Source organism: Geodermatophilus sp. SYSU D00779, assembly GCF_054050595.1.
In genome coordinates, this window is record NZ_JBJGZQ010000034.1 from 1 (window position 1) to 17,985 (window position 17,985).

The 17,985-nt window shown below is 73.2% G+C and carries 18 protein-coding genes; 4 read left to right on the forward strand and 14 right to left on the reverse strand.

Annotated features, from left to right (window positions below):
* Nucleotides 1-202: 202 nt before the first annotated feature.
* Nucleotides 203-1,387, reverse strand: a complete 1,185-nt coding sequence (locus tag ACI79G_RS21785) for a DUF418 domain-containing protein (protein ID WP_456883133.1) — start codon at nucleotides 1,385-1,387, stop codon at nucleotides 203-205.
* A gap of 57 nt (nucleotides 1,388-1,444) precedes the next feature.
* Here ACI79G_RS21785 and ACI79G_RS21790 point away from each other — a divergent pair, with 57 nt between their 5' ends.
* Nucleotides 1,445-2,029, forward strand: coding sequence for a TetR/AcrR family transcriptional regulator (locus ACI79G_RS21790; RefSeq protein ID WP_456883134.1), 585 nt, complete (start codon nucleotides 1,445-1,447; stop codon nucleotides 2,027-2,029).
* A 6-nt stretch (nucleotides 2,030-2,035) separates the two neighbouring features.
* Here ACI79G_RS21790 and ACI79G_RS21795 read toward each other — a convergent pair whose 3' ends face one another.
* The 3 genes from ACI79G_RS21795 to ACI79G_RS21805 are packed head-to-tail and all read right to left on the reverse strand — an operon-like array spanning nucleotide 2,036 to nucleotide 5,324.
* Nucleotides 2,036-3,649 (reverse strand): PhnE/PtxC family ABC transporter permease, encoded by a 1,614-nt coding sequence (locus ACI79G_RS21795; protein ID WP_456883135.1) that lies wholly within the window; start codon nucleotides 3,647-3,649, stop codon nucleotides 2,036-2,038.
* Nucleotides 3,646-4,392 (reverse strand): phosphonate ABC transporter ATP-binding protein, encoded by a 747-nt coding sequence (locus ACI79G_RS21800; RefSeq protein ID WP_456883171.1) that lies wholly within the window; start codon nucleotides 4,390-4,392, stop codon nucleotides 3,646-3,648. The genes ACI79G_RS21795 and ACI79G_RS21800 overlap by 4 nt, the downstream gene beginning before the upstream one ends.
* Nucleotides 4,389-5,324, reverse strand: a complete 936-nt coding sequence (locus tag ACI79G_RS21805; protein ID WP_456883136.1) for a putative selenate ABC transporter substrate-binding protein — start codon at nucleotides 5,322-5,324, stop codon at nucleotides 4,389-4,391. The genes ACI79G_RS21800 and ACI79G_RS21805 overlap by 4 nt, the downstream gene beginning before the upstream one ends.
* Nucleotides 5,325-5,435: 111 nt before the next feature.
* Between ACI79G_RS21805 and ACI79G_RS21810 the strand changes: the two genes are divergently transcribed.
* A complete protein-coding gene (locus ACI79G_RS21810; protein WP_175479584.1) occupies nucleotides 5,436-5,795 on the forward strand; it encodes a histidine triad nucleotide-binding protein in 360 nt (119 codons plus the stop codon).
* A gap of 61 nt (nucleotides 5,796-5,856) precedes the next feature.
* On the opposite strand, the gene ACI79G_RS21815 is transcribed toward ACI79G_RS21810, so the two are convergent.
* The 10 genes from ACI79G_RS21815 to ACI79G_RS21860 form a co-directional block, all read right to left on the reverse strand.
* Nucleotides 5,857-6,642: a GntR family transcriptional regulator gene (locus ACI79G_RS21815; RefSeq protein ID WP_456883172.1), complete on the reverse strand. Its 786-nt coding sequence runs from the start codon at nucleotides 6,640-6,642 to the stop codon at nucleotides 5,857-5,859.
* Nucleotides 6,643-6,735: 93 nt separating this feature from the next.
* The gene (fabG, locus tag ACI79G_RS21820; protein ID WP_456883137.1) at nucleotides 6,736-7,515 is read right to left on the reverse strand and encodes a 3-oxoacyl-ACP reductase FabG; all 780 of its coding nucleotides are present in this window, start codon (nucleotides 7,513-7,515) and stop codon (nucleotides 6,736-6,738) included.
* A gap of 29 nt (nucleotides 7,516-7,544) precedes the next feature.
* Nucleotides 7,545-8,564: a phosphotransferase enzyme family protein gene (locus ACI79G_RS21825; protein WP_456883138.1), complete on the reverse strand. Its 1,020-nt coding sequence runs from the start codon at nucleotides 8,562-8,564 to the stop codon at nucleotides 7,545-7,547.
* Nucleotides 8,564-9,211, reverse strand: a complete 648-nt coding sequence (locus ACI79G_RS21830) for a hypothetical protein (RefSeq protein WP_456883139.1) — start codon at nucleotides 9,209-9,211, stop codon at nucleotides 8,564-8,566. Before ACI79G_RS21830 ends, ACI79G_RS21825 begins: the two co-directional genes overlap by 1 nt.
* A gap of 41 nt (nucleotides 9,212-9,252) precedes the next feature.
* Complete coding sequence (locus ACI79G_RS21835; protein ID WP_091220138.1) at nucleotides 9,253-9,534, reverse strand: BMC domain-containing protein; 282 nt, start codon at nucleotides 9,532-9,534, stop codon at nucleotides 9,253-9,255.
* Nucleotides 9,535-9,594: 60 nt separating this feature from the next.
* A complete protein-coding gene (locus ACI79G_RS21840; RefSeq protein WP_456883140.1) occupies nucleotides 9,595-9,891 on the reverse strand; it encodes a EutN/CcmL family microcompartment protein in 297 nt (98 codons plus the stop codon).
* The gene (locus ACI79G_RS21845; protein ID WP_456883141.1) at nucleotides 9,891-10,445 is read right to left on the reverse strand and encodes a hypothetical protein; all 555 of its coding nucleotides are present in this window, start codon (nucleotides 10,443-10,445) and stop codon (nucleotides 9,891-9,893) included. Before ACI79G_RS21845 ends, ACI79G_RS21840 begins: the two co-directional genes overlap by 1 nt.
* The gene (locus ACI79G_RS21850; protein WP_456883142.1) at nucleotides 10,442-11,044 is read right to left on the reverse strand and encodes a BMC domain-containing protein; all 603 of its coding nucleotides are present in this window, start codon (nucleotides 11,042-11,044) and stop codon (nucleotides 10,442-10,444) included. Before ACI79G_RS21850 ends, ACI79G_RS21845 begins: the two co-directional genes overlap by 4 nt.
* 3 nt (nucleotides 11,045-11,047) lie before the next feature.
* The gene (locus tag ACI79G_RS21855) at nucleotides 11,048-12,640 is read right to left on the reverse strand and encodes an aldehyde dehydrogenase family protein (protein ID WP_456883143.1); all 1,593 of its coding nucleotides are present in this window, start codon (nucleotides 12,638-12,640) and stop codon (nucleotides 11,048-11,050) included.
* The gene (locus ACI79G_RS21860) at nucleotides 12,640-13,926 is read right to left on the reverse strand and encodes a class-III pyridoxal-phosphate-dependent aminotransferase (RefSeq protein ID WP_456883144.1); all 1,287 of its coding nucleotides are present in this window, start codon (nucleotides 13,924-13,926) and stop codon (nucleotides 12,640-12,642) included. Before ACI79G_RS21860 ends, ACI79G_RS21855 begins: the two co-directional genes overlap by 1 nt.
* A 230-nt stretch (nucleotides 13,927-14,156) precedes the next feature.
* Here ACI79G_RS21860 and ACI79G_RS21865 point away from each other — a divergent pair, with 230 nt between their 5' ends.
* Both ACI79G_RS21865 and ACI79G_RS21870 read left to right on the forward strand, forming a co-directional pair.
* Nucleotides 14,157-15,767: an APC family permease gene (locus ACI79G_RS21865; RefSeq protein WP_456883145.1), complete on the forward strand. Its 1,611-nt coding sequence runs from the start codon at nucleotides 14,157-14,159 to the stop codon at nucleotides 15,765-15,767.
* A 163-nt stretch (nucleotides 15,768-15,930) separates the two neighbouring features.
* Nucleotides 15,931-17,964: a primary-amine oxidase gene (locus ACI79G_RS21870; protein ID WP_456883146.1), complete on the forward strand. Its 2,034-nt coding sequence runs from the start codon at nucleotides 15,931-15,933 to the stop codon at nucleotides 17,962-17,964.
* The last annotated feature ends 21 nt before the right edge of the window (nucleotides 17,965-17,985 follow it).

Genomic DNA, 17,985 nt, shown 5'->3' on the forward strand with positions numbered 1-17,985 from the left:
CGCCCCGCCCCCCCCCCCCCCGCCGCCCCCCCCCACCCCCCCCGCCAGGGGGGGGGCGGCCCGCGCCGCCCCCCCCCCCCCCCCCCCCCCCCCCCCCCCCCCCCCCGCGGCGGTCAGCCAGGACGGCCGGCTCGGCACGAGTGACGCCATCGCGTTGCCCGGGACCGCGCCGTGCGGCGTCACGGGCGAGGTGCTGGGTGGCTCAGCGGCCGCGGGTCAGAGCCCGGTTCGAGGAGTGCCAGAGCCACTCGACCGGGCCGCGGTCGAAGCGGCGCAGCCACAGGTGGGCGAACGCGACGACGACGGCGACCACCGCCAGGTACACGGCGATCGTCGCCGGCACGCGGACGCCGGGGTCCAGCCGCGACGCCAGGCCGAGACCCCAGCCGTAGCAGAGCGCCGAGGCGACGACGTTCTGCAGCACGTAGCTGCTCAGCGCCATCCGCCCCACCTCGGCCAGGCGCCGCCCGGGTGCGCCGAGTCGCTCGCGCCGGCCGACCACCTCGACCACCAGGGCCAGCAGGCCCAGGGCGACCAGCGGCGCCGTGCCGTACCGGGACAGCAGCAGCCCCGCCGAGCCGCCGAACACCCCGAGCCCCAGGTCGACCGGCAGCGCCACCGCGCCGACGAGGAGCAGGCGGCGGCGCAGGCCGGCCCCCTCGGGAGCGAGCGCGCCGGCCCGCAGCAGCCGGGCGCCCAGCAGGAACATCGCCACCGAGAGGGCCTGGATGAAGACGGGCTCGAGGCGGAACAGCGCAGCGTTGTCGAGGCGGAGCAGCACCAGGTCCCACCAGGACCCGTCGGCGTAGGGGTTCGGCTCGATCACGCCGGGGACCGGTGGCGTCGAGGCGGCCGCCAGCGCGACCGTTCCCAGGCCGAGGAGCAGGACGTGCACGCCGGCGGCCGCGACCATCCAGGTGCGCTGGGCGCGCTCGCTCGTGGCGAGGAGGTACGCCACCACGGCGCCGGTGACCGCGTAGCCCATGAGGACGTCGAACTCGACGACCAGCAGGTAGTGCAGGACGCCGTCCAGGAACAGGAGCGCGGCGCGGACCGGGTAGCGGCCGGGCCAGCGACGTCCCGCACGCAGGGCCGACCGGCGCTGGAGCTCCAGCCCGATGCCGAACATCACGGTGAGCAGCCCGAGGAACTTGCCCTGGGAGAGCTGCTGCAGCACGGCCTCGACCCACGCCCACCCGGCCGGGGTGGTCCCCGCGGTGTCATCGACGAGGTACCCGAGGAAGCCCGCGGGGTCGGTGAAGATCCAGATGTTGGTGGCGAGCGTGCCGAGGATGGCCACGCCGCGGAGCACGTCGAGCGACGCGATGCGAGGGGACGGCGTGTGCGCGGGCGGGAGAGTGGTGCGCCGGGCTGTGCGCGTGTCCATGGCCGAGCAGCGTAGCCATACGGTCGTATGGTCGTCGAGGATGTGAGCATGCCGGACGTGGACGAACCCTCCGACCGACTCCTCGCCTGCGTGCTCGACCTGCTGGTGGCCGAGGGCTACGAGGGCATCAGCATCCGGCGGGTGGCCGCCGCGGCCGGCGTGTCGATCGGGGCGGTGCAGCACCACTTCCCGACCAAGGACGCCCTGCTGACCGCGGCCATGGAGCGCGTCTCGCGGCAGTTCGAGGCGCGGCTGGACCGGCGCATCGCACCGGGAGCCGGGCCCGCGGAGGTCCTGCGCGCGGTCGCCGACGAGCTGGTGAGCACCGGGGAGGAGCGCCGTCCGGCCAGCGTGATCTGGCTCGTGCGCCTGGCGCGCGCCGCCGTCCACGAGCCGACCGCGGAGGTGCACCGGCGGGAGTGGCAGCAGGTCGAGGACCTGCTCGCGCACCTGATCGCCGCCGCCCGTCCCGACCTGGCCGAGCAGGCGGCCCGGGACGAGGCCACGGTGCTGCTGGCGTTGCTCGACGGGCTGGCCGGGGCGGTCGCCGTCGAGCCGGGCCGGGTGCCGGGGGAACGGGCGCAGGCGCTGGTGGCCCGGCACCTGGACGTACTCCTGGACCGCGTCCGGCCCCGGTCATGACGGCGCTCAGCGCACGATGGCGCGGGCGCGGTCGCTGACGACGTCGACCGCCCAGGTCAGGACGACGACCGCGGCGAGGACCGTCGTCGCCGCGGCCCAGTCGAAGGTCGCCAGCTCCGAGGCCAGCAGCGCACCGAGGCCGCCGGCACCCAGCAGCCCGACCAGCACCGTGTCGCGGATGGCCACCTCCCACCGGTACAGCGCATGGGCGAGCACGGGCCCGGCCGCCCGCGGCAGCACCCCGTACAGCCACGCCCCCGCCGGCCGGGCGCCCAGCGCGGTGAGCGCCGCCCGCGGCCGCGGGTCGAGCTCCTCGGTGGCCTCCGCCGCCAGCCGGCCCAGCACGCCCAGCGTGTAGCCGCCGAGCGCCAGCGCGCCGGGCAGCACCCCGGGCAGCAGCACGAAGAGCAGCACGAGCGCCCACACCGGCGGCGGCACCGCGCGCAGCAGGAGCAGGCCGCCGCGCACCAGCGCCCCCGCGACCCGCCGTCCGGGCGACGACCTCCCCGCCGGCCGCGCCGCCGGACCGGCCAGCAGCACCGCGCCCAGCAGCGCGACCGCGATCGCGACCACCGACATCTGCACCGTGTCCACCGCGAGCACGCCGATGGTGCGCAGCAGGTCGCCGTCGGTCGCCGGGGGCCAGGCCGCGCCCAGCACGTGGTGCAGCTGCGTGACCGCGCGCTCCGACACCAGCGACGCCGGCGACAGCGCCAGGTACCAGCACGACCACCCGACCACGACGACGGTGCCGACGACCGCCGCGGCGAGCACCGGGTCCCGGCGGGCGGACGACGGCGACGCGGCCACCCGCCGACGCAGCGCCCGTCCGGCGACGTCGGCGACCAGGCAGAGCAGCGACAGCGCGTAGACCGCGCTCCAGACCTGCTCCCAGCGCAGCGACGCGAACGACAGCGCCAGCTGGTAGCCCAGCCCGCCGGCGCCGACCATCCCGAGGACGACGGCCGACCGGACGGCGCACTCCAGCCGGTAGAGGGCGTAGGACAGCAGCCCGCCGGCAGCCGGCGGCAGCAGCCCGTAGAGCGCGGCCGCCGTCCGCCCGCCCCCGGCCGCCCGCAGCGCCCGGTACGCCCCGCGCGGCACCTCGTCGACCAGGTCGGCGAACACCTTGGCGGTCACCGCGCCGTAGGGGATCCCGATGGCCAGCACGCCCACCCACGGGTCCAGGCCGAGCACGTTGACCAGCAGCAGGCCCCACACCGCCTCGTGCAGGCCCCGCGGGACGGCGAGCACGCCGCGGGCGGCCAGCCAGCCGGCGGGGCGCCCTCCCCACGTGGTGCGCGCGACCAGCAGTGCCCCGATCGCGCCGAGCACCAGCGCCAGCGCGGTGCCGGCCGCGGCGTAGGCGACGGTGACCAGCAACGACCGGGCGAGCAGACCGAGGAACGCCGCGTCGACCGCCGGGTCCAGGGCCGCAGCGGCGAACCGGCCGAACTGCGCCGCCCCGCCGGGGTTGAGCACGTTCCCGCTGAACAGCCCGGCACCCGCCAGCGACCAGACGAGCACCGCCGCAGCACCCAGGCCCCAGGCCCAGCGGCGCCGGTCGCGCCGGAGCGGCGGGGCGGTCGGCCGGGTCGAACGGTCGACGGTCAGCGTCATGGGGCCACCCCGTAGAACTCCGCGAGGTCGGCGTCCGACAGCGCGGCGACCGGCCGGTCGAGCACGACCCGGCCCCCGGCGAGGCCGACCACCCGGTCGCAGTGCCGGCGCACCAGCCCGGGGTCGTGCAGCGCCGCGACCAGCGCGCCGCCACGGGCCGGCGCCAGCTCGCCGAGCAACGTCAGCGCCCGGTCGGCGAGCACCGGGTCGAGGGCGGACGCCGGCTCGTCGGCCAGCACGAGGTCGGGCTGCTGCACCAGCAGGCGCGCGATCGCCACCCGCTGCCGCTGGCCACCGGAGAGCCGCTCGGTGCGCTCGAAGGCGCGGTCGGCCAGGCCCACCCGGTCCAGCGCGGCCAGCACCTCGGGCAGGCCCTGCGGGCGCACCAGCGACCAGGCCGCCCGGGCCGCCGACCAGTCCGCCAGCCGGCCGGCGTTGACGTTGTGCACCACGCGCAGCCGGCCGACCAGCTCCAGCGACTGGTGCACCGTGCCCACCCGCGCCCACAGCCGGCGCCGGTCCCGCCCGGACAGCGCCGCGGGGTCGGCACCGAGCACCCGCACGGTCCCGGCGCTGGGCGGCACCGAGCCGTTCGCCAGCGCGAGCAGCGTGGACTTGCCCGCCCCGGAGGCGCCGACGAGGGCGACCCGCTCGCCGGGACCGACCTCGAGGTCGACCCCGGCCAGCGCCGTCGTCCCGCCGTACCGGACCGTGACGTCGTCCAGCCGCAGGACGGCGGTCAGCTGACCAGCCCCAGGTCGCGGCCGATCTCCTCGATCCGGTCGTAGTCCGACGCCCGCGCCGGCACGAACGCGCCCGCACCGAAGAGCTCCAGCACCGGGTCCCCGGGCGGCAGGCCGGTGAAGAGGTCCCGCAGCCGGTCGGCGAGGTCGGGGACGCCGGTCCGCTCGGCGGCCTGCGGGCCGAGCAGCCAGTGGTAGTCGTGGTACGGCGGGCTCTCGGCGTAGCACACGACCGCCGGGTCGACCGCGCCCTGCTCGCCGCGGGAGCGCCAGACCTGGGAGTTGAGCACCCCGGCCTGGTAGCTGCCGGAGGCGACCAGCGCCAGCGTCGCGTCGTGCGAGCCGGAGAAGCCGGGGCCGCCGGGGAAGCCCTGCGGGTCGACGCCGGCCTCGCGGAGGAACCACGCGGGCATCAGCCGGCCCGACGTCGAGGTCTCGCTGCCGTAGGTGAAGCGCAGCGGGGCCAGCGCGGTCAGGTCGCCGGACGGCGCGAGCCCGGTGGCGGCGTTGACCACGAACACCGAGGTGAAGGCCTGGTCGATGTCGCGCTGGGCGATCGGCTCGGCGCCGGGGGTCTGCAGCCGGGCCTGGACGCCGGTGAGCCCGCCGAACCAGACCAGGTCGAGGTCGCCGGTGCGGAAGAGGGAGACGGCCGCGGCGTAGTCGGTGACCGGCGTGTACTCGACCTCGCGGTCGAGCGCTGCGGACACCGCGTCGGCGACGGTGCCGTACAGGCGCTGCAGGACCTCGGGGTCCTGGTCGGGGATGGCGCCGACGTGCAGCGGACCCGACGGGGCCGAGACGGCGGAGCGGCCGCAACCGGCCACCGCGGCGGCGAGGGCGACGCCGGCGCCGGCCAGCAGGCTGCGGCGGGAGAGCGGGGGGAGCAGGGCATCGGGGCCACCCGACCGGGCGACGCGGCGGGTGCTCACTACGTCCGCGCGTGGGGGACGGGGACGGGCACGGGACACCTCCGGCGGGAGAGGGACGGGTGCCCGCCATCCTGACCGACGCCACGCCGACCTGCCCCCTAGGGTCGGGACGTGACCGACTGCCTGTTCTGCCGCATGGTCGCCGGCGAGATCCCGGCCGACGTCGTGCACGAGACCGACCGGACGCTGGCCTTCCGGGACATCAACCCGCAGGCGCCGACCCACGTGCTGGTCGTGCCCAAGGAGCACCACCCGACCGTGGCCGCGCTGGCGCACGCCGACCCGGACCTGCTGGGCGCCGTCGTCCGCACGGCGGAGGCGGTCGCCCTCCAGGAGGGCCTGGCCACTGCGGACGGCGTCGAGCCCGGCTACCGCGTCGTCACCAACACCGGCCCCGCGGCCGGGCAGACCGTGCCCCACGTGCACCTGCACGTGCTGGGCGGCCGCGACCTGCGCTGGCCGCCCGGCTGAGTCCCGCTCGGCGCGGGTCGCGGCGGAGCGGGGCCGGCCCCCAGGCGTGCGGACCCGCCCGTCAGGCCTGACCGAGCCCGGTGACGCTCAGTTCGACGAACTCACCGTTGCGGCGGGAGTTGCCGCGCAGCCCCCGCCCTGCGATCCGGGTGATGATGCGGGTGCGGTCGGCGCGGAAGAGGTCCCCGGAGAACTCGAAGGGCGCCCCCTCGCTGTCATAGGTCGTCCGGGAGATGCTGAGCAGCGGCGCGCCGGCCTCGACCGACAGGAGTGCCGCCTCGTCATCGGTGGCGTGGACGACCTCGATGAGTTCCTCCGCATCGGCAGGAGTCGTGTCGAACTCCTGCTCCAGCAACTCGTACAGCGAACCGCCCAGCGGCATCTCGAGCAGCCCGGGGAAACGGTCGGCGGGGAAGCGCGCGTGGTCCAGCGAGATCGGCGTCCCGTCGGCCAACCGGATCCGGCGGATGTCGACAACCAGCGAGTCCGGCTTCAACTGCAGGGCCGAGCACGTCTGCGGGTCCGCGACGGTGATCCCGGTCGACAGGACGCGGGTCCCGGCGACGTAGCCCTGCCGGGCCAGGTAGGCCGGGACGCCGGCGATGCGGCTCAGGTCGCGCTCCACCTTGGCGTGGTTGACGAACGTGCCGCCGCCCCGTCCCGGTACGCGCCGCACCAGGCCGGCCTCCTGCAGCGCGGCGAGGACCTGACGCAGCGTCGCCCGGCTGACGCCGTAGTGCTCGGCGAGCTCCCGCTCGCTGCCCAGCCTCGACCCCGGCGCCAGGGCGCCGGACCCCATCTCGGCCAGCATCCTGCGCTGCAGGTTCTCGGCCACCGCCTGCTCCATCGCCACGACAGCCCCTGCACCTTCCCCCGCGAGTACCGGTGTTCCCACGTACCCCGCCGACGACGAGCGTATCGACGCAGGGCCCCGTCCAGGTCACATCTCCTGCAGCGCCATCAACGACTCCGGCAGGACCTGCCCGCCGTCGACGACGATCGACTGGCCGGTGATGTACTCGGCCTCGTCGGTGGCCAGGAACAACGCCGCGTGCGCGATGTCGTCCACGTGTCCGAGGCGACCCTGGGGGACCGTGGCAGCCATCTGCTGCAGGTAGTCCTCGCCGAGGTCGTCCAGGCCCTCCGTGCGGATGTTCCCCGGCAGGACCGCGTTGATCGTGATCCGCCGTCCCGCCAGCTCCATGGCCGCGGAGCGGATGAACCCGAGCTGGGCGGCCTTGCTCGCGCCGTAGTGCGACCAACCCGGGTACCCCGTCATCGGGCCGGTGATCGAGGAGACGACCACGATGCGGCCGTGACCGCTCTCCTGCAGCGGGGGGAGGCACGCCTGCACCGCGTACACCATCCCCTTGAAGTTCGTGGCGAGGACGTCCTCGAGGTCCTCCGGTGTCATCGCCTCGAGTCGCGCGGAGGGGAAGATCCCGGCGTTCGCGCAGAGCACGTCCACACCGCCGTACCGCTCGACGGCGGTCCGCACCATCTCCTGGCAGCCCTGGACGTCGGCGACGTCGGCCTGCAGCCCGGAGACCTCCCCGGGCAACGAGGCCATCTCCTTGACCGCCGCGTCCAGCGCTTCCGCGCCCCGCCCGACGATCAGCACGTTGGCGCCCGCGGACGCGAAGACCCTCGCGATGCCGCGGCCGATGCCCTTGCTCCCCCCGGTCACGACGACGGACCGACCCGAGACTGGTGTGAACACGACGACTCCGTTCTCTCAGAGGACGCTGTCTAGAGCAGCGAGTGACCACCCGAAACGAGGTAGCGCCGGGCGAGTTCGCAGGACGCCGCCGTGTAGCTCGGGCCCTTGACCTGGCACTCGCGGGAGTGGGAGTGGGAACCCATCCACGCCACCAGGAGCAGCCGCCGGAGCATGACGAAGGTGGCGAGCATGTCCTCGTCCTCGGCGGTGACCGGTGCGATGTCGCGATAGCCGCGCAGCCACGCGTCCTGCCACTGCGGCAGGCGGGGGTCGTCCTCGAGGAAGGAGACCGCCGTGCCGAAGTCGTACAGGTACCAGGTGAAGCCGCAGTCGTCGAAGTCGATGACCGTCACCTGGTCGTCGTGCACGAGGAGGTTGGCCAGTCGCAGGTCGGCGTGCGCCAGCCCGTACCGATCCGGCTCCTGCCCGTAGGCCTCCAGTCGCTGCCGCACCAGGTCCGCGGCCGCGCCGAGGATGCGCTCCTCGTCGCGGCCCACCCCGATCCCGTCCTGCCAGCGGCCCCATCGCGGGTCCTCGCCGAGCGAGGACGACCAGTCCCAGGAGAACCTGGTGAACCCGGCGGGACGCTGCCAGGACCGAGCGTGCTGGTGCATGCGAGCGGTGATCCGGCCCAGGGTCTCGAAGCTGTCCAGCGGGACCTTGAGCTCGTCGGGCTCGATGCCGGGGGCGACCTCGAAGAGCACGGCGTGGCGCTCCACACCGTCGACCTCGGCGGTGACCACGCGTTCGCCGTCCTCGGAGGGGAGCACGACCGGCGTGGCGACGCCGGCCTCCTCCCGGAGGGCGGTGACCCAGTCCAGCTCGGACTCGATCGCCGGTCGCGTGTGGTAGTCCTCCCGGTGGACCCGCAGGACGCCGCTGCGCCCGGTGCCGGGGTCGTGGACGAGGTAGGTGGCGTTCTCGGACAGGTTGATCATCCGGCAGCTGGCCTGGTCGGACAGCCCGTACCTGGTCAGCGCGACAGCGGCCACCCGGTCGTCCCCGCGGTCGACCTCGCCCTCCCGGGTCGTCGTCTCCTGCTCCGCCATCAGTGCTCCCGCCCCTCGATCGACTCGAGAACGCTGGTGATCCGGTCGCGGGCCGTCACGACGTCCTTGTGGGTCCCGCTCATGTAGATGCGCCCGGCGGCGCCGATCATCTGCACGTCGACCAGCGTGGTGTCCGGTGCGGCCCGCTCCGCCTCGTTCGCCGCGACCGCGGCGAACAACGCCGGCGTCATCTCGTAGACGAGCAACGCCTCTCCCGGCATCACCATGGAGCCCTGCCGGTTGCGGTTCAGGATGACGGCGTGCTGGTCGGTGATGTCTTCGATGACGTCCTGGTAGAGCACCCGGGGGCGCAGCTGGTCGTCGGCCGAGGCACCGGTCCCGTCGAGGACCGCCTGGCCGGCCCGGACGACGTCCTCGAGGACGCGGGAGTGCAGCTCGAGGATGCCGAACTGCCTCTCGACGTACAGGATCCCCGGTTCCACGGTGGGCACCGACTTGAGCGCCAGGTCGATCACGCGCTCGATCGCCAGCGCGGGCGACACCTCGATGATCAGGGCGTGGTCCCGCTCGAACGGCGGGTAGCCGCGGGCGCGGGTGGGCGTGCCCATGTACGCGGCGAACTGCTTCTGCAGGTCCTCCACGAGCAGGTACACCCGTAGCTCGGTGCGCGGCGTGCTCTCGCTCACCTCGGTCTCACCTCCGGTCCGTGCGCGACGCGCGGAGGGCGTCAGGGGGCGGCGACGTCGAAGTGACTGCCGAGGTCCGGGTGCGGGCGCGGGATCACGTGGACGCTGACGAGCTCACCGACCTGGGAGGCGCTCTCGGCTCCTGCCTCCGTGGCTGCCTTGACGGCGCCCACCTCCCCGGTGATGACCACGGAGACGAGCCCGTCCCCGACCTCCTGCCGGCTGCTGATCGTCACGTTGGCGGCCTTGACCATCGCGTCGGCGGCGGCGAGGGCGGCGACGTACCCCTTGGTCTCGATCATGCCGATCGCGCTGCTTGCCATGTCTGGTTGCTCCTTCTCTGTCCGCTCGCACGGTGCGAGACGTCGGTGACCGGGGGCGCTCTACCGCCGGCCGGGGATCCTCGAACCGGCCGGGGGAGCGGCCTCGCCGTCGTTGCCCGGCGTGTCGATCGAGCCGATGATCAGCGCGTCCACCGGAGGTGGCGTGCCGGGGAACCACGCAGCCGCGACCGAGCCCTGGACGACCAGGACGGACTCACCGACGCCGCTCCCCAGGACGTCGAAGGCCACCAGCCTCGAGCCGGTCCCCGCGACCTCGACCTCGAGGAACGCCCCGCTGGGCAGCCCGTCGATGCGCCTGGTGGACCACACGTTCCCGGTGACGACCGCTCGCAGCATTACCGCTCCTTCTCCACGTGGACGCCGAGCTTGCGGGCCTTGTCCCGGGCGAGCGGGGTGAGCACCGCTCGCCGGCCGAGGACCAGGCGTTCGCCGGCCGCGGCCGCGGCCGCCACCGTCCGTTCCGTGACCGCGCCCTGCTCGACGCGCCGCGCCGGCCCCGGGCCCGCGGGGGACGACCGCGGCTCCGGGGCCAGGGAGAACCGGTAGCGACCCGCGCGCAGTTCCTGCCGGCTCCGGGGGTCCTCGAAGACCGTCAGCAGGTGGCGCACGAACACGTTCAGGTCCGCGTCGGTGCGGATCCGCACCGTCTCCACCCGTCGGGGGCCGCCGTCAGGGCCAGGGACGTGGCCGCTGTCGGCGCCCGCGGCGTACGGAGCGGTGGGGAACGGCTGGGCGGCGGCGACCCGGTCGACGCGCGAGGACGGGGAGCCGTCGACGCGCAGACCGTCCGGGACGGCGTCCCGGACGGAGGCGGCGACGAGGTCGCTCACGACCTCGCGGACCGTCTCGGCGATGAGCGCCCGCAGACCCTCCGGGAGCGGCGGGCTCATGCCCGGCTGCCCAGGACCTCGTGGGCTGCCTCGGCGGCCTGCCGGACGTCGGCCTCCCGGCCGGCCAGGTAGACCCGTCCGGTCGCCCCGATCATGCGGTAGTCGACGACCTTGATCTCCGCGGCCTTCTCCGCCTCGTTCGTGGCGAGGATGGCGTACGACGCGGGCTGCACCTCGAGCACGAACAGCGACTCGCCGGGCAGCGCCATGGACCCGATCTTGTTGCGGTTGATCAGGAACGCCTGCTGGTGGTCGATGGACGAGATGATCGTGCTGGCCAGGACCTGCGGCCGGGTCGCGTCCTCCTCGAGAGCCCCGAGGTCGTCGAGGACGGCGGCGGCGGCAGCCTTCACCGAGCCGGTGTCGCCGTGGAACTCCAGGTAGCCGAACTGTCGCTCCACGACCAAGATCCCCGCCTGGACCTCGGCGTGCTTGAGCGCCACGTCGGTCAGCGGCTCGATGTCCAGGCCGGGGGCGACCTCGATGACCTGGGCCGCCATGTCCGCCCGGGGGAGGGAGCCGCGGATCCACGTGCCCAGGTAGCACATGGTCTGCGGCTGCAGCCGGTCGATGAAGATGAAGGAGCGCAGCTCAGCCACGGATCAGCCCTTGCGGAGGTGGGAGAGTTCTTCGAGGACGAGCCGGCGGATCTCCGCCCGGAACCTCTCGTCGTCGCCGTTGTGCCGGGCGCCGCGGGACCGCAGGGCGTCGGCGACGATCCGCTCGGTGCGCAGCGTCTCGCCGGGTGCGGGTGCAGCCATGGCGGACCGGTCGTTCGAGGCCACGGGATAGCCGGGCACCGGTCCGGTCTGGTCCCGCCAGGGGCTCAGGCCGACGAAGTCACCCATCGGCACCGAGGCGTCGGCGTTGTAGGCGATCTTCGTCCAGTTGACCAGGTGGCGCGGGTGCAGGTTCTCCCCGAGCGAGCTGCGGCCGACGAAACCCGTGCCGACGGTCATCGTGGGAGCGAGGTTCGTGTCGAGCCCCGAGCTGCCGGTGCTGTTGCCGACGTTGACCGCCACTCGCAGGACGGGCACCGTCGCGGCGTACTCCATGATCGTCCCGGGGTCGGTCGAGTGGATCGCCGCGGAGTGGCCGGCGCCTGCGATCCGCACGACGGCCCGCGCTGCCTCGATCCCCCTCCGCGCGTCCGGCACGCGCAGCACACCGAGGACCGGCGAGAGCTTCTCGTGGGTCATCGGCTCCTCGGGGACCGCCACGTCGAAGGACCCGAGGAGGACCTTGGTGCGAGGCCCTGCCCGCACGCCGGCCTGCTGGGCGATCCAGGATGCGCTCCTGCCGACGACGTCGACGTTGAGCCGGCCGTCGGGGAAGAGGTAGTCGCTGAGCCGGGCCGTGTCCGCGCGATCGAGCACGGCGGCCCCGCACCGCTCCATCTCGCGCAACAGGCGGTCGGCCACCGCGTCCTCGACGATGAGCACCGATTCGTTCGTGCAGAGCACGGAGTTGTCGAACGCCTTGCTCTCGACGATGCGTCGGGCGGCTGCCTTGAGGTCGGCGCTGGCGTCGACGAGGACGGGCACGTTCCCGGGGCCCACTCCGATCGCCGGGTTGCCGGAGCTGTACGCCGCGCGGACCATCGCCGTGCCGCCCGTGGCGAGGATGACGTCGGTGCGGGGGTCCTCCATCAGCGCGGTGACCAACGGGACGGTCGGCTCGGCCACGCACTGGACCACCCCGTCGGGCGCGCCCGCGGCCACCGCGGCCTCGGCCAGCGCCGTCGCTGCGGCGTTGCAGCACTCCCGGGCCATCGGGTGCGGGCTGATGACGATGGCGTTGCGCGTCATCAGGCTCAGGAGCACCTTGAAGTAGACGGTGGCGACCGGGTTGGTCGAGGGGGTCAGCGCGAGGACGACGCCGGCCGGGCGCGGCACCTCGACGATCTTGCGCGCCGCGTCGATCCGGGGGGTGACGAAGTCCTCCCCGGCGTACTCGGCCACGATGCCGCGCGAGCACGCCTCGTTCTTCAGCGTCTTGTGCTCCACCACACCGAAGCCGGTCTCCCGCACCGCCCACTCCGCGTAGTGCTGGGCGTCGCGGTGCCCGGCCTCGGCCACGGCCGCGACGATCCGCTGCACGTCTGCCGCCGAGTAGCGCGCGAACGCGCGAGCGGCCCAGCCGGCCCGCTCCAGGACGTGACCGGCCGTCCGCACCTGCGGGGTCCCCTCGCTCATCAGCTGGCCCTCCGCCGCCCGTAGCCCGCAGCCGCCTCGGCGCGGGCGATGCCGACGGCGGTCCGGTCCAACAACTCCTCGCACAGGTCGGGCGGCATGAGGATCCCGGGCTTGTACTGCAGCACCCGGGGGTCGAGAGTCGAGAAGATCGCCCAGACGCCGAGGTCGTACAGCTCTCGCATGACGTACTTCGCGCCCTCGGGGTGGTCGAACTCCAGCCCGAAGACGACGCCGTTCTGCCGGATGCCGGTGAACCAGGCCGAGTGACGCGCCTGGATGGTCTCCAACCCGCGCCCGACCAGGTCCGCGATGTAGTGGACCATCGACCGGACCTCCGGTCGGGTGGTGATCTCCAGCGTCTTCAGGGCGACGACGCAACCGAGCTCCGCGCCGCCGAAGGTGGAGATGTGCCCGAACCCGTCTTCGTACAGCCAGGCGCCCGCGCGCTCGCTGAGCAGGACCGCGGCGATGGGGTAGACGCCGCCGGAGATCCCCTTGCCGATCACCATGATGTCGGGCTCGATGCCGTGCTTGGTGATCCCCCAGAGCTCACCGGTCCGCATGAGGCCGGTCTGCACCTCGTCCGCGATGTACAGCGCGTCGTACTTCTCGCACAGGTGCTTCACCGCCTCCAGGTAGCCCGGCTCGGGGAGCGGGAAGCCGTAGGTGGCGGGGATGGTCTCCATGATCACCGCAGCGACGTCCCTGCCGCGCAGCGCCTGTTCCATCGCGCCGAGGTCGTTGAAGGGGACCTGCGTGAACTCCTCGGGCCGGTCGGCGAGGAACATCCGCGAGAACCGGTCGTCCCCGGTCGCCACCGCCAGCCCGGTGTGGCCGTGGTACGCCTTGACGATCGACACGATCCTGCGCTTCTTGGTCGCGTGCCTGGCGCTCTTCAGGGCGATGTCGATCGCCTCGCCACCTCCCGACGCGTAGGCGACCTTGGTCAGCGAGGCCGGGGCGCTCGACACCAGGGCCTCGGCCAGTGCCGTCCTCGCCACTGACGGGAAGTGGTGGTTGCCGATGTCGAACCTCGCCATGGCGTCGGAGAGGGCGGCCACCACCTCGGGATTGCGGTGCCCCAGGTTGTAGGTGCCGCCGTTGAGGTGGACGTCGATCAGGCGCCGGCCGTCCATGTCCCACAGCAGGTAGCCCTCGCGGCGGTCGATGACCAGGTCCACCCCCGAGTCCGACCAGAACTGGGTCTTGTCGGGGTTCCAGAACTGCTTCGACTTCGCCAGCATGTCCTGCTTGGAGTCGAACTCGAACGAGCCGTAGTCGTGCATGCGCCATCCGGGCTGTTCGGGCCCGGCGTACCAGGCGGTCCTGTGGTCGGTGAATCGATCGTGTTTGGTCAGACCGTTTGTGTCAAGGGTGCGCGCTGCGCGCCGATTGGTCCGACCGGGCATTGACTCGGCCAGACCGTCGCTGCCACCATGCCGCCCGGCGTGGCACAGGCCACACCTGATCCCGCTCGCTCGGCACCGGCTCCACCCGACCGGAAGGTGACAGGCGTATGTCCACTGCAGGCAGCCCGCGACGGAGCGAGGGCACCGACGCACCGCAACAGGTCCAGCGGCTCAAGCCCAATGCGGTCGGGATCGTCGGCGTGCTGTTCATGGCCGTCGCGACCGCCGCTCCGATCACCGCCATGGTCGGCAACGTGCCGATCGCGATCGGCTTCGGCAACGGCGCCGGGGCGCCGGCGGGCTACCTCGTCGCCACCATCGTGCTCGGCCTGTTCGCGCTGGGTTACTCCGCGATGGCCAGGCACATCACCGCGACCGGGGCCTTCTACGGGTACATCTCCCACGGGCTCGGCCGGGTCGTCGGCATGGGGGCGGGCGCGCTGACCACCCTGGCCTACGTGGTGTTCGAGGCCTCGCTCGTCGGCATCTTCGCCTTCTTCGCGAGCAGCTTCGCGTCCAACCACCTCGGTCTGGACGTCTCGTGGATCTTCTTCGCGATCCTGATGCTCGCCGCGAACGCCGCGCTGACCTACTTCGACGTCAACCTGACCGCGAAGGTCCTCGGCGTCTTCCTGATCACCGAGATCTTCATGCTGGCGCTCATGGCGGTGACCGTCCTCGTCACCGGCGGAGGACCCGAGGGCTGGTCGCTGGGCTCGCTGAACCCCCTCAACGCCTTCCGGAACCTCGATGCGACGGTGGCCGACCCCAGCGGCGCGGGCACCCTCGCGGTCGCCGGCTCGGCGGGCATCGGGTTGTTCTTCGCGTTCTGGTCCTGGGTCGGGTTCGAGTCCACCGCCATGTACGGCGAGGAGTCACGGAACCCCAAGCGGATCATCCCGCGGGCCACCATGATCGCGGTCCTCGGCATCGGCGCCTTCTACGTGTTCGTGTCCTGGACGGCGATCGTGGGCACCGGACCGGAGCGGTCCATCGCCCTGGCCCAGAGCGGCGACACCGCCGGTCAGGTCTTCTTCGGGCCCGTGGAGCAGCACCTCGGGTCGTGGGCGGTCGTGCTGTTCGAGTTCCTCCTCATGACCGGCTCGTACGCCTGCGGCATGGCCTTCCACAACTGCGCCTCGCGCTACATGTACGCGATCGGGCGAGAGGATCTGATCCCCGGGCTCGGCCGGACGCTGGGTGCGACCCACGAGAAGCACGGCTCGCCCTACATCGCCGGCTTCGTGCAGACCGCGATCGCGACCCTGATCGTCTTCTGGTTCTTCTTCACCGACCGCGATCCCTACGCCCAGCTCTACGCGCTGATGGCCATCATGGGGACCACCGCGATCCTGATCGTGCAGGCCCTCGCCGCCTTCGCCTCCGTCAGCTACTTCCACGTCCACAAGAAGCACCCGGAGACGGCGAACTGGTTCCGGACGTTCCTGGCCCCGCTCGCGGGAGGGGTCGGCATGCTCTACGTGATCTGGCTGCTGGTCGAGAACGCGAGCTTCGCTGCCGGCGCCGCGGCCACCGACATCGTGTTCAAGCTGTCGCCCTGGATCGTCGGGCTCGCGGGCCTCGGGGGAGTCGCCTTCGCCCTGTACGCCAAGTTCTTCTCACCGGAGCGGTACCAGGTCATCGGCCGGGTGGTCCTCGAGGACACCCAGGAGCGCGAGGCGGCCGAGCCGGACGCGGACGGGCTCCCGTCACGGTGACGCGGGCGTGGGCGCGGGAGTCCGGCAGGTCCTGCCGCGCCCACGCCCGCGGGCTCGCGTCCCCGCTGGGAGGACGCGGGAACGGCTCGCTCACGCGGAGCGGGTCCCGAGCAGGTGCAGCGTCAGGGATGACGACGACGATCGAGACACCATGGAGGAACCGATGACGTTGACCGCGAGCACGGCCCGGGGCCAGGGCACCGCCGGGTCCCGGCCGGGGCACCCGTTGGAGCCGCTGACCCCCGAGGAGCTGTCGGCGGCAGCCGCGCTGCTGCGTGGTCAGGAGCAGTTCCCGGAGGGGACCCGCTTCGTCTACCTCGAGCTCGCCGAGCCCCCGAAGGACGTGGTCCTCTCCTGGACGCGCGGGGCGCGCTGGGACCGGCAGGCGCGGGCGGTGCTGCGCAACCCCCGGGAGCGCGCCACGTACGAGGCCGTGGTCTCGCTGGACACCGGGAGCCTGCTGTCCTGGCGGCACGTGGAGGGCGTGCAGCCGCCGATGACGGCAGAGGAGTTCATGGCCTGCGAGGACGTCGTCCGGGCCGACGAGCGGTGGCAGGCCGCGATGCGGGCCCGCGGGGTCGAGGACTTCTCGCTGGTGATGCTCGACCCGTGGGCCTCGGGCTACACCGGGCCCGACGACGACCCCAGCGGGCGCAGGCTGGCTCGCCCGCTGACCTTCGTGCGGTCCAAGCCCGACGACAACGGCTACGCCCGTCCGGCCGAGGGTCTCATCGTGACCGTGGACCTCGACACGATGACCGTCCTCGACGTCGCCGACCACGGCGTGGTGCCGCTGCCGCCCCAGCCGGGCAACTACCTGCCCGAGCTGCTGACCGAGCCGGGCAACGTGCCGGCGTTTCCCGAGCTGCGCGCGCCGATGAAGCCGATCAGCATCACGCAGCCCGACGGGCCGAGTTTCACCGTCGACGGGCACGCGGTCGAGTGGGGGCCGTGGCGGCTGCGCATCGGCTTCACCCCTCGCGAGGGGCTGGTGCTCCACGACGTCGGCTACGTCGACAGGGGCGTGCTGCGCCCGGTGCTCTACCGCGCCTCGCTGTCGGAGATGTTCGTCCCCTACGGCGACCCGCGCCCCACGCACTGGAACAAGAACGTGTTCGACGAGGGCGAGTACGGCCTGGGCTGGCTGGCCAACCCGCTGGAGCTCGGCTGCGACTGCCTCGGCGAGATCCGCTACTTCGACGGGTACGTCAACGACCAGGACGGCGAACCCGTCAGGATCGGCAACGCCGTGTGCATGCACGAGGAGGACGCCTCGATCGGCTGGAAGCACACCGACTTCCGCACCGGCCGCGCCGAGGTCCGCCGCAACCGCCGGCTGGTCGTCTCGATGATCGCCACGGTCGGCAACTACGACTACGGCTTCTACTGGAACCTCTACCTCGACGGCACCATCGAGTTCGAGATCAAGCTGACCGGCATCCTGTCCACGGGCGCCCTGCCGGTGGGGGAGGACCCGGTCTGGGGGACGACGGTCGCGCCGGGCCTCATGGCGCCCAACCACGAGCACTACTTCAGCGTCCGGCTGGACATGCAGGTCGACGGGCAGCGCAACAACCTCTACGAGGTCGACTCGGTGTCCGACCCGGCCGGCCCGGACAACCCGCACGGCAACGCGTGGCGGACGCGCAAGCGGCACCTGACCAGTGAGCTGGAGGCGCAGCGCCTGCCCGACTCGCTCAGCGGGCGGTCGTGGCTGGTCAGCAGCGCCGACACCGAGACCGCGCTGGGCGCCCGCCCCAGCTACAAGATCGAACCAGGGCCGTACACGGCCCCGCTGTGGCGGGAGGGCTCCGAGCAGGCCGAGCGGGGCGGGTTCGCCACCCGGCAGCTGTGGGCCACGCCGTACGACCCCACCCAGCGGTTCGCCGCCGGTGAGTACGTGGCGCAGAACCCCGGGCCCGACGGGTTGGTCGCCTACACCGCCGGGGACCGGTCGCTGGTGGACGCCGACCTGGTGCTCTGGTACACCGCGGGCGCCCACCACGTGGTCCGGCCCGAGGACTGGCCGGTCATGCCGGTGTCGCGGGTCGGCTTCCACATGCGGCCGTTCGGCTTCTTCGACGGCAACCCCATGCTCGACCTGCCGGCCGAGGGCCGTCACTGCGCCCCCACGGTCGCCGACGGGACCGATCGCGGCTGCGCCTGTGGAGACGCCTGCGGCTGCGGCGCCCACTGACCCCGTCCGGCGGGAACCGGC

Excerpts from the sequence above, each read along its gene's own strand:
- ACI79G_RS21815 (WP_456883172.1), bottom strand. The coding sequence starts at position 6,642 with ATGGAGCAGGCGGTGGCCGAGAACCTGCAGCGCAGGATGCTGGCCGAG.
- ACI79G_RS21870 (WP_456883146.1), top strand. The coding sequence starts at position 15,931 with ATGACGTTGACCGCGAGCACGGCCCGGGGCCAGGGCACCGCCGGGTCC.
- ACI79G_RS21845 (WP_456883141.1), bottom strand. The coding sequence starts at position 10,445 with ATGAGCCCGCCGCTCCCGGAGGGTCTGCGGGCGCTCATCGCCGAGACG.
- ACI79G_RS21795 (WP_456883135.1), bottom strand. The coding sequence starts at position 3,649 with ATGACGCTGACCGTCGACCGTTCGACCCGGCCGACCGCCCCGCCGCTC.
- ACI79G_RS21835 (WP_091220138.1), bottom strand. The coding sequence starts at position 9,534 with ATGGCAAGCAGCGCGATCGGCATGATCGAGACCAAGGGGTACGTCGCC.
- ACI79G_RS21825 (WP_456883138.1), bottom strand. The coding sequence starts at position 8,564 with ATGGCGGAGCAGGAGACGACGACCCGGGAGGGCGAGGTCGACCGCGGG.
- ACI79G_RS21785 (WP_456883133.1), bottom strand. The coding sequence starts at position 1,387 with ATGGACACGCGCACAGCCCGGCGCACCACTCTCCCGCCCGCGCACACG.
- ACI79G_RS21860 (WP_456883144.1), bottom strand. The coding sequence starts at position 13,926 with ATGCACGACTACGGCTCGTTCGAGTTCGACTCCAAGCAGGACATGCTG.
- ACI79G_RS21865 (WP_456883145.1), top strand. The coding sequence starts at position 14,157 with ATGTCCACTGCAGGCAGCCCGCGACGGAGCGAGGGCACCGACGCACCG.
- ACI79G_RS21840 (WP_456883140.1), bottom strand. The coding sequence starts at position 9,891 with ATGCTGCGAGCGGTCGTCACCGGGAACGTGTGGTCCACCAGGCGCATC.
- ACI79G_RS21855 (WP_456883143.1), bottom strand. The coding sequence starts at position 12,640 with ATGAGCGAGGGGACCCCGCAGGTGCGGACGGCCGGTCACGTCCTGGAG.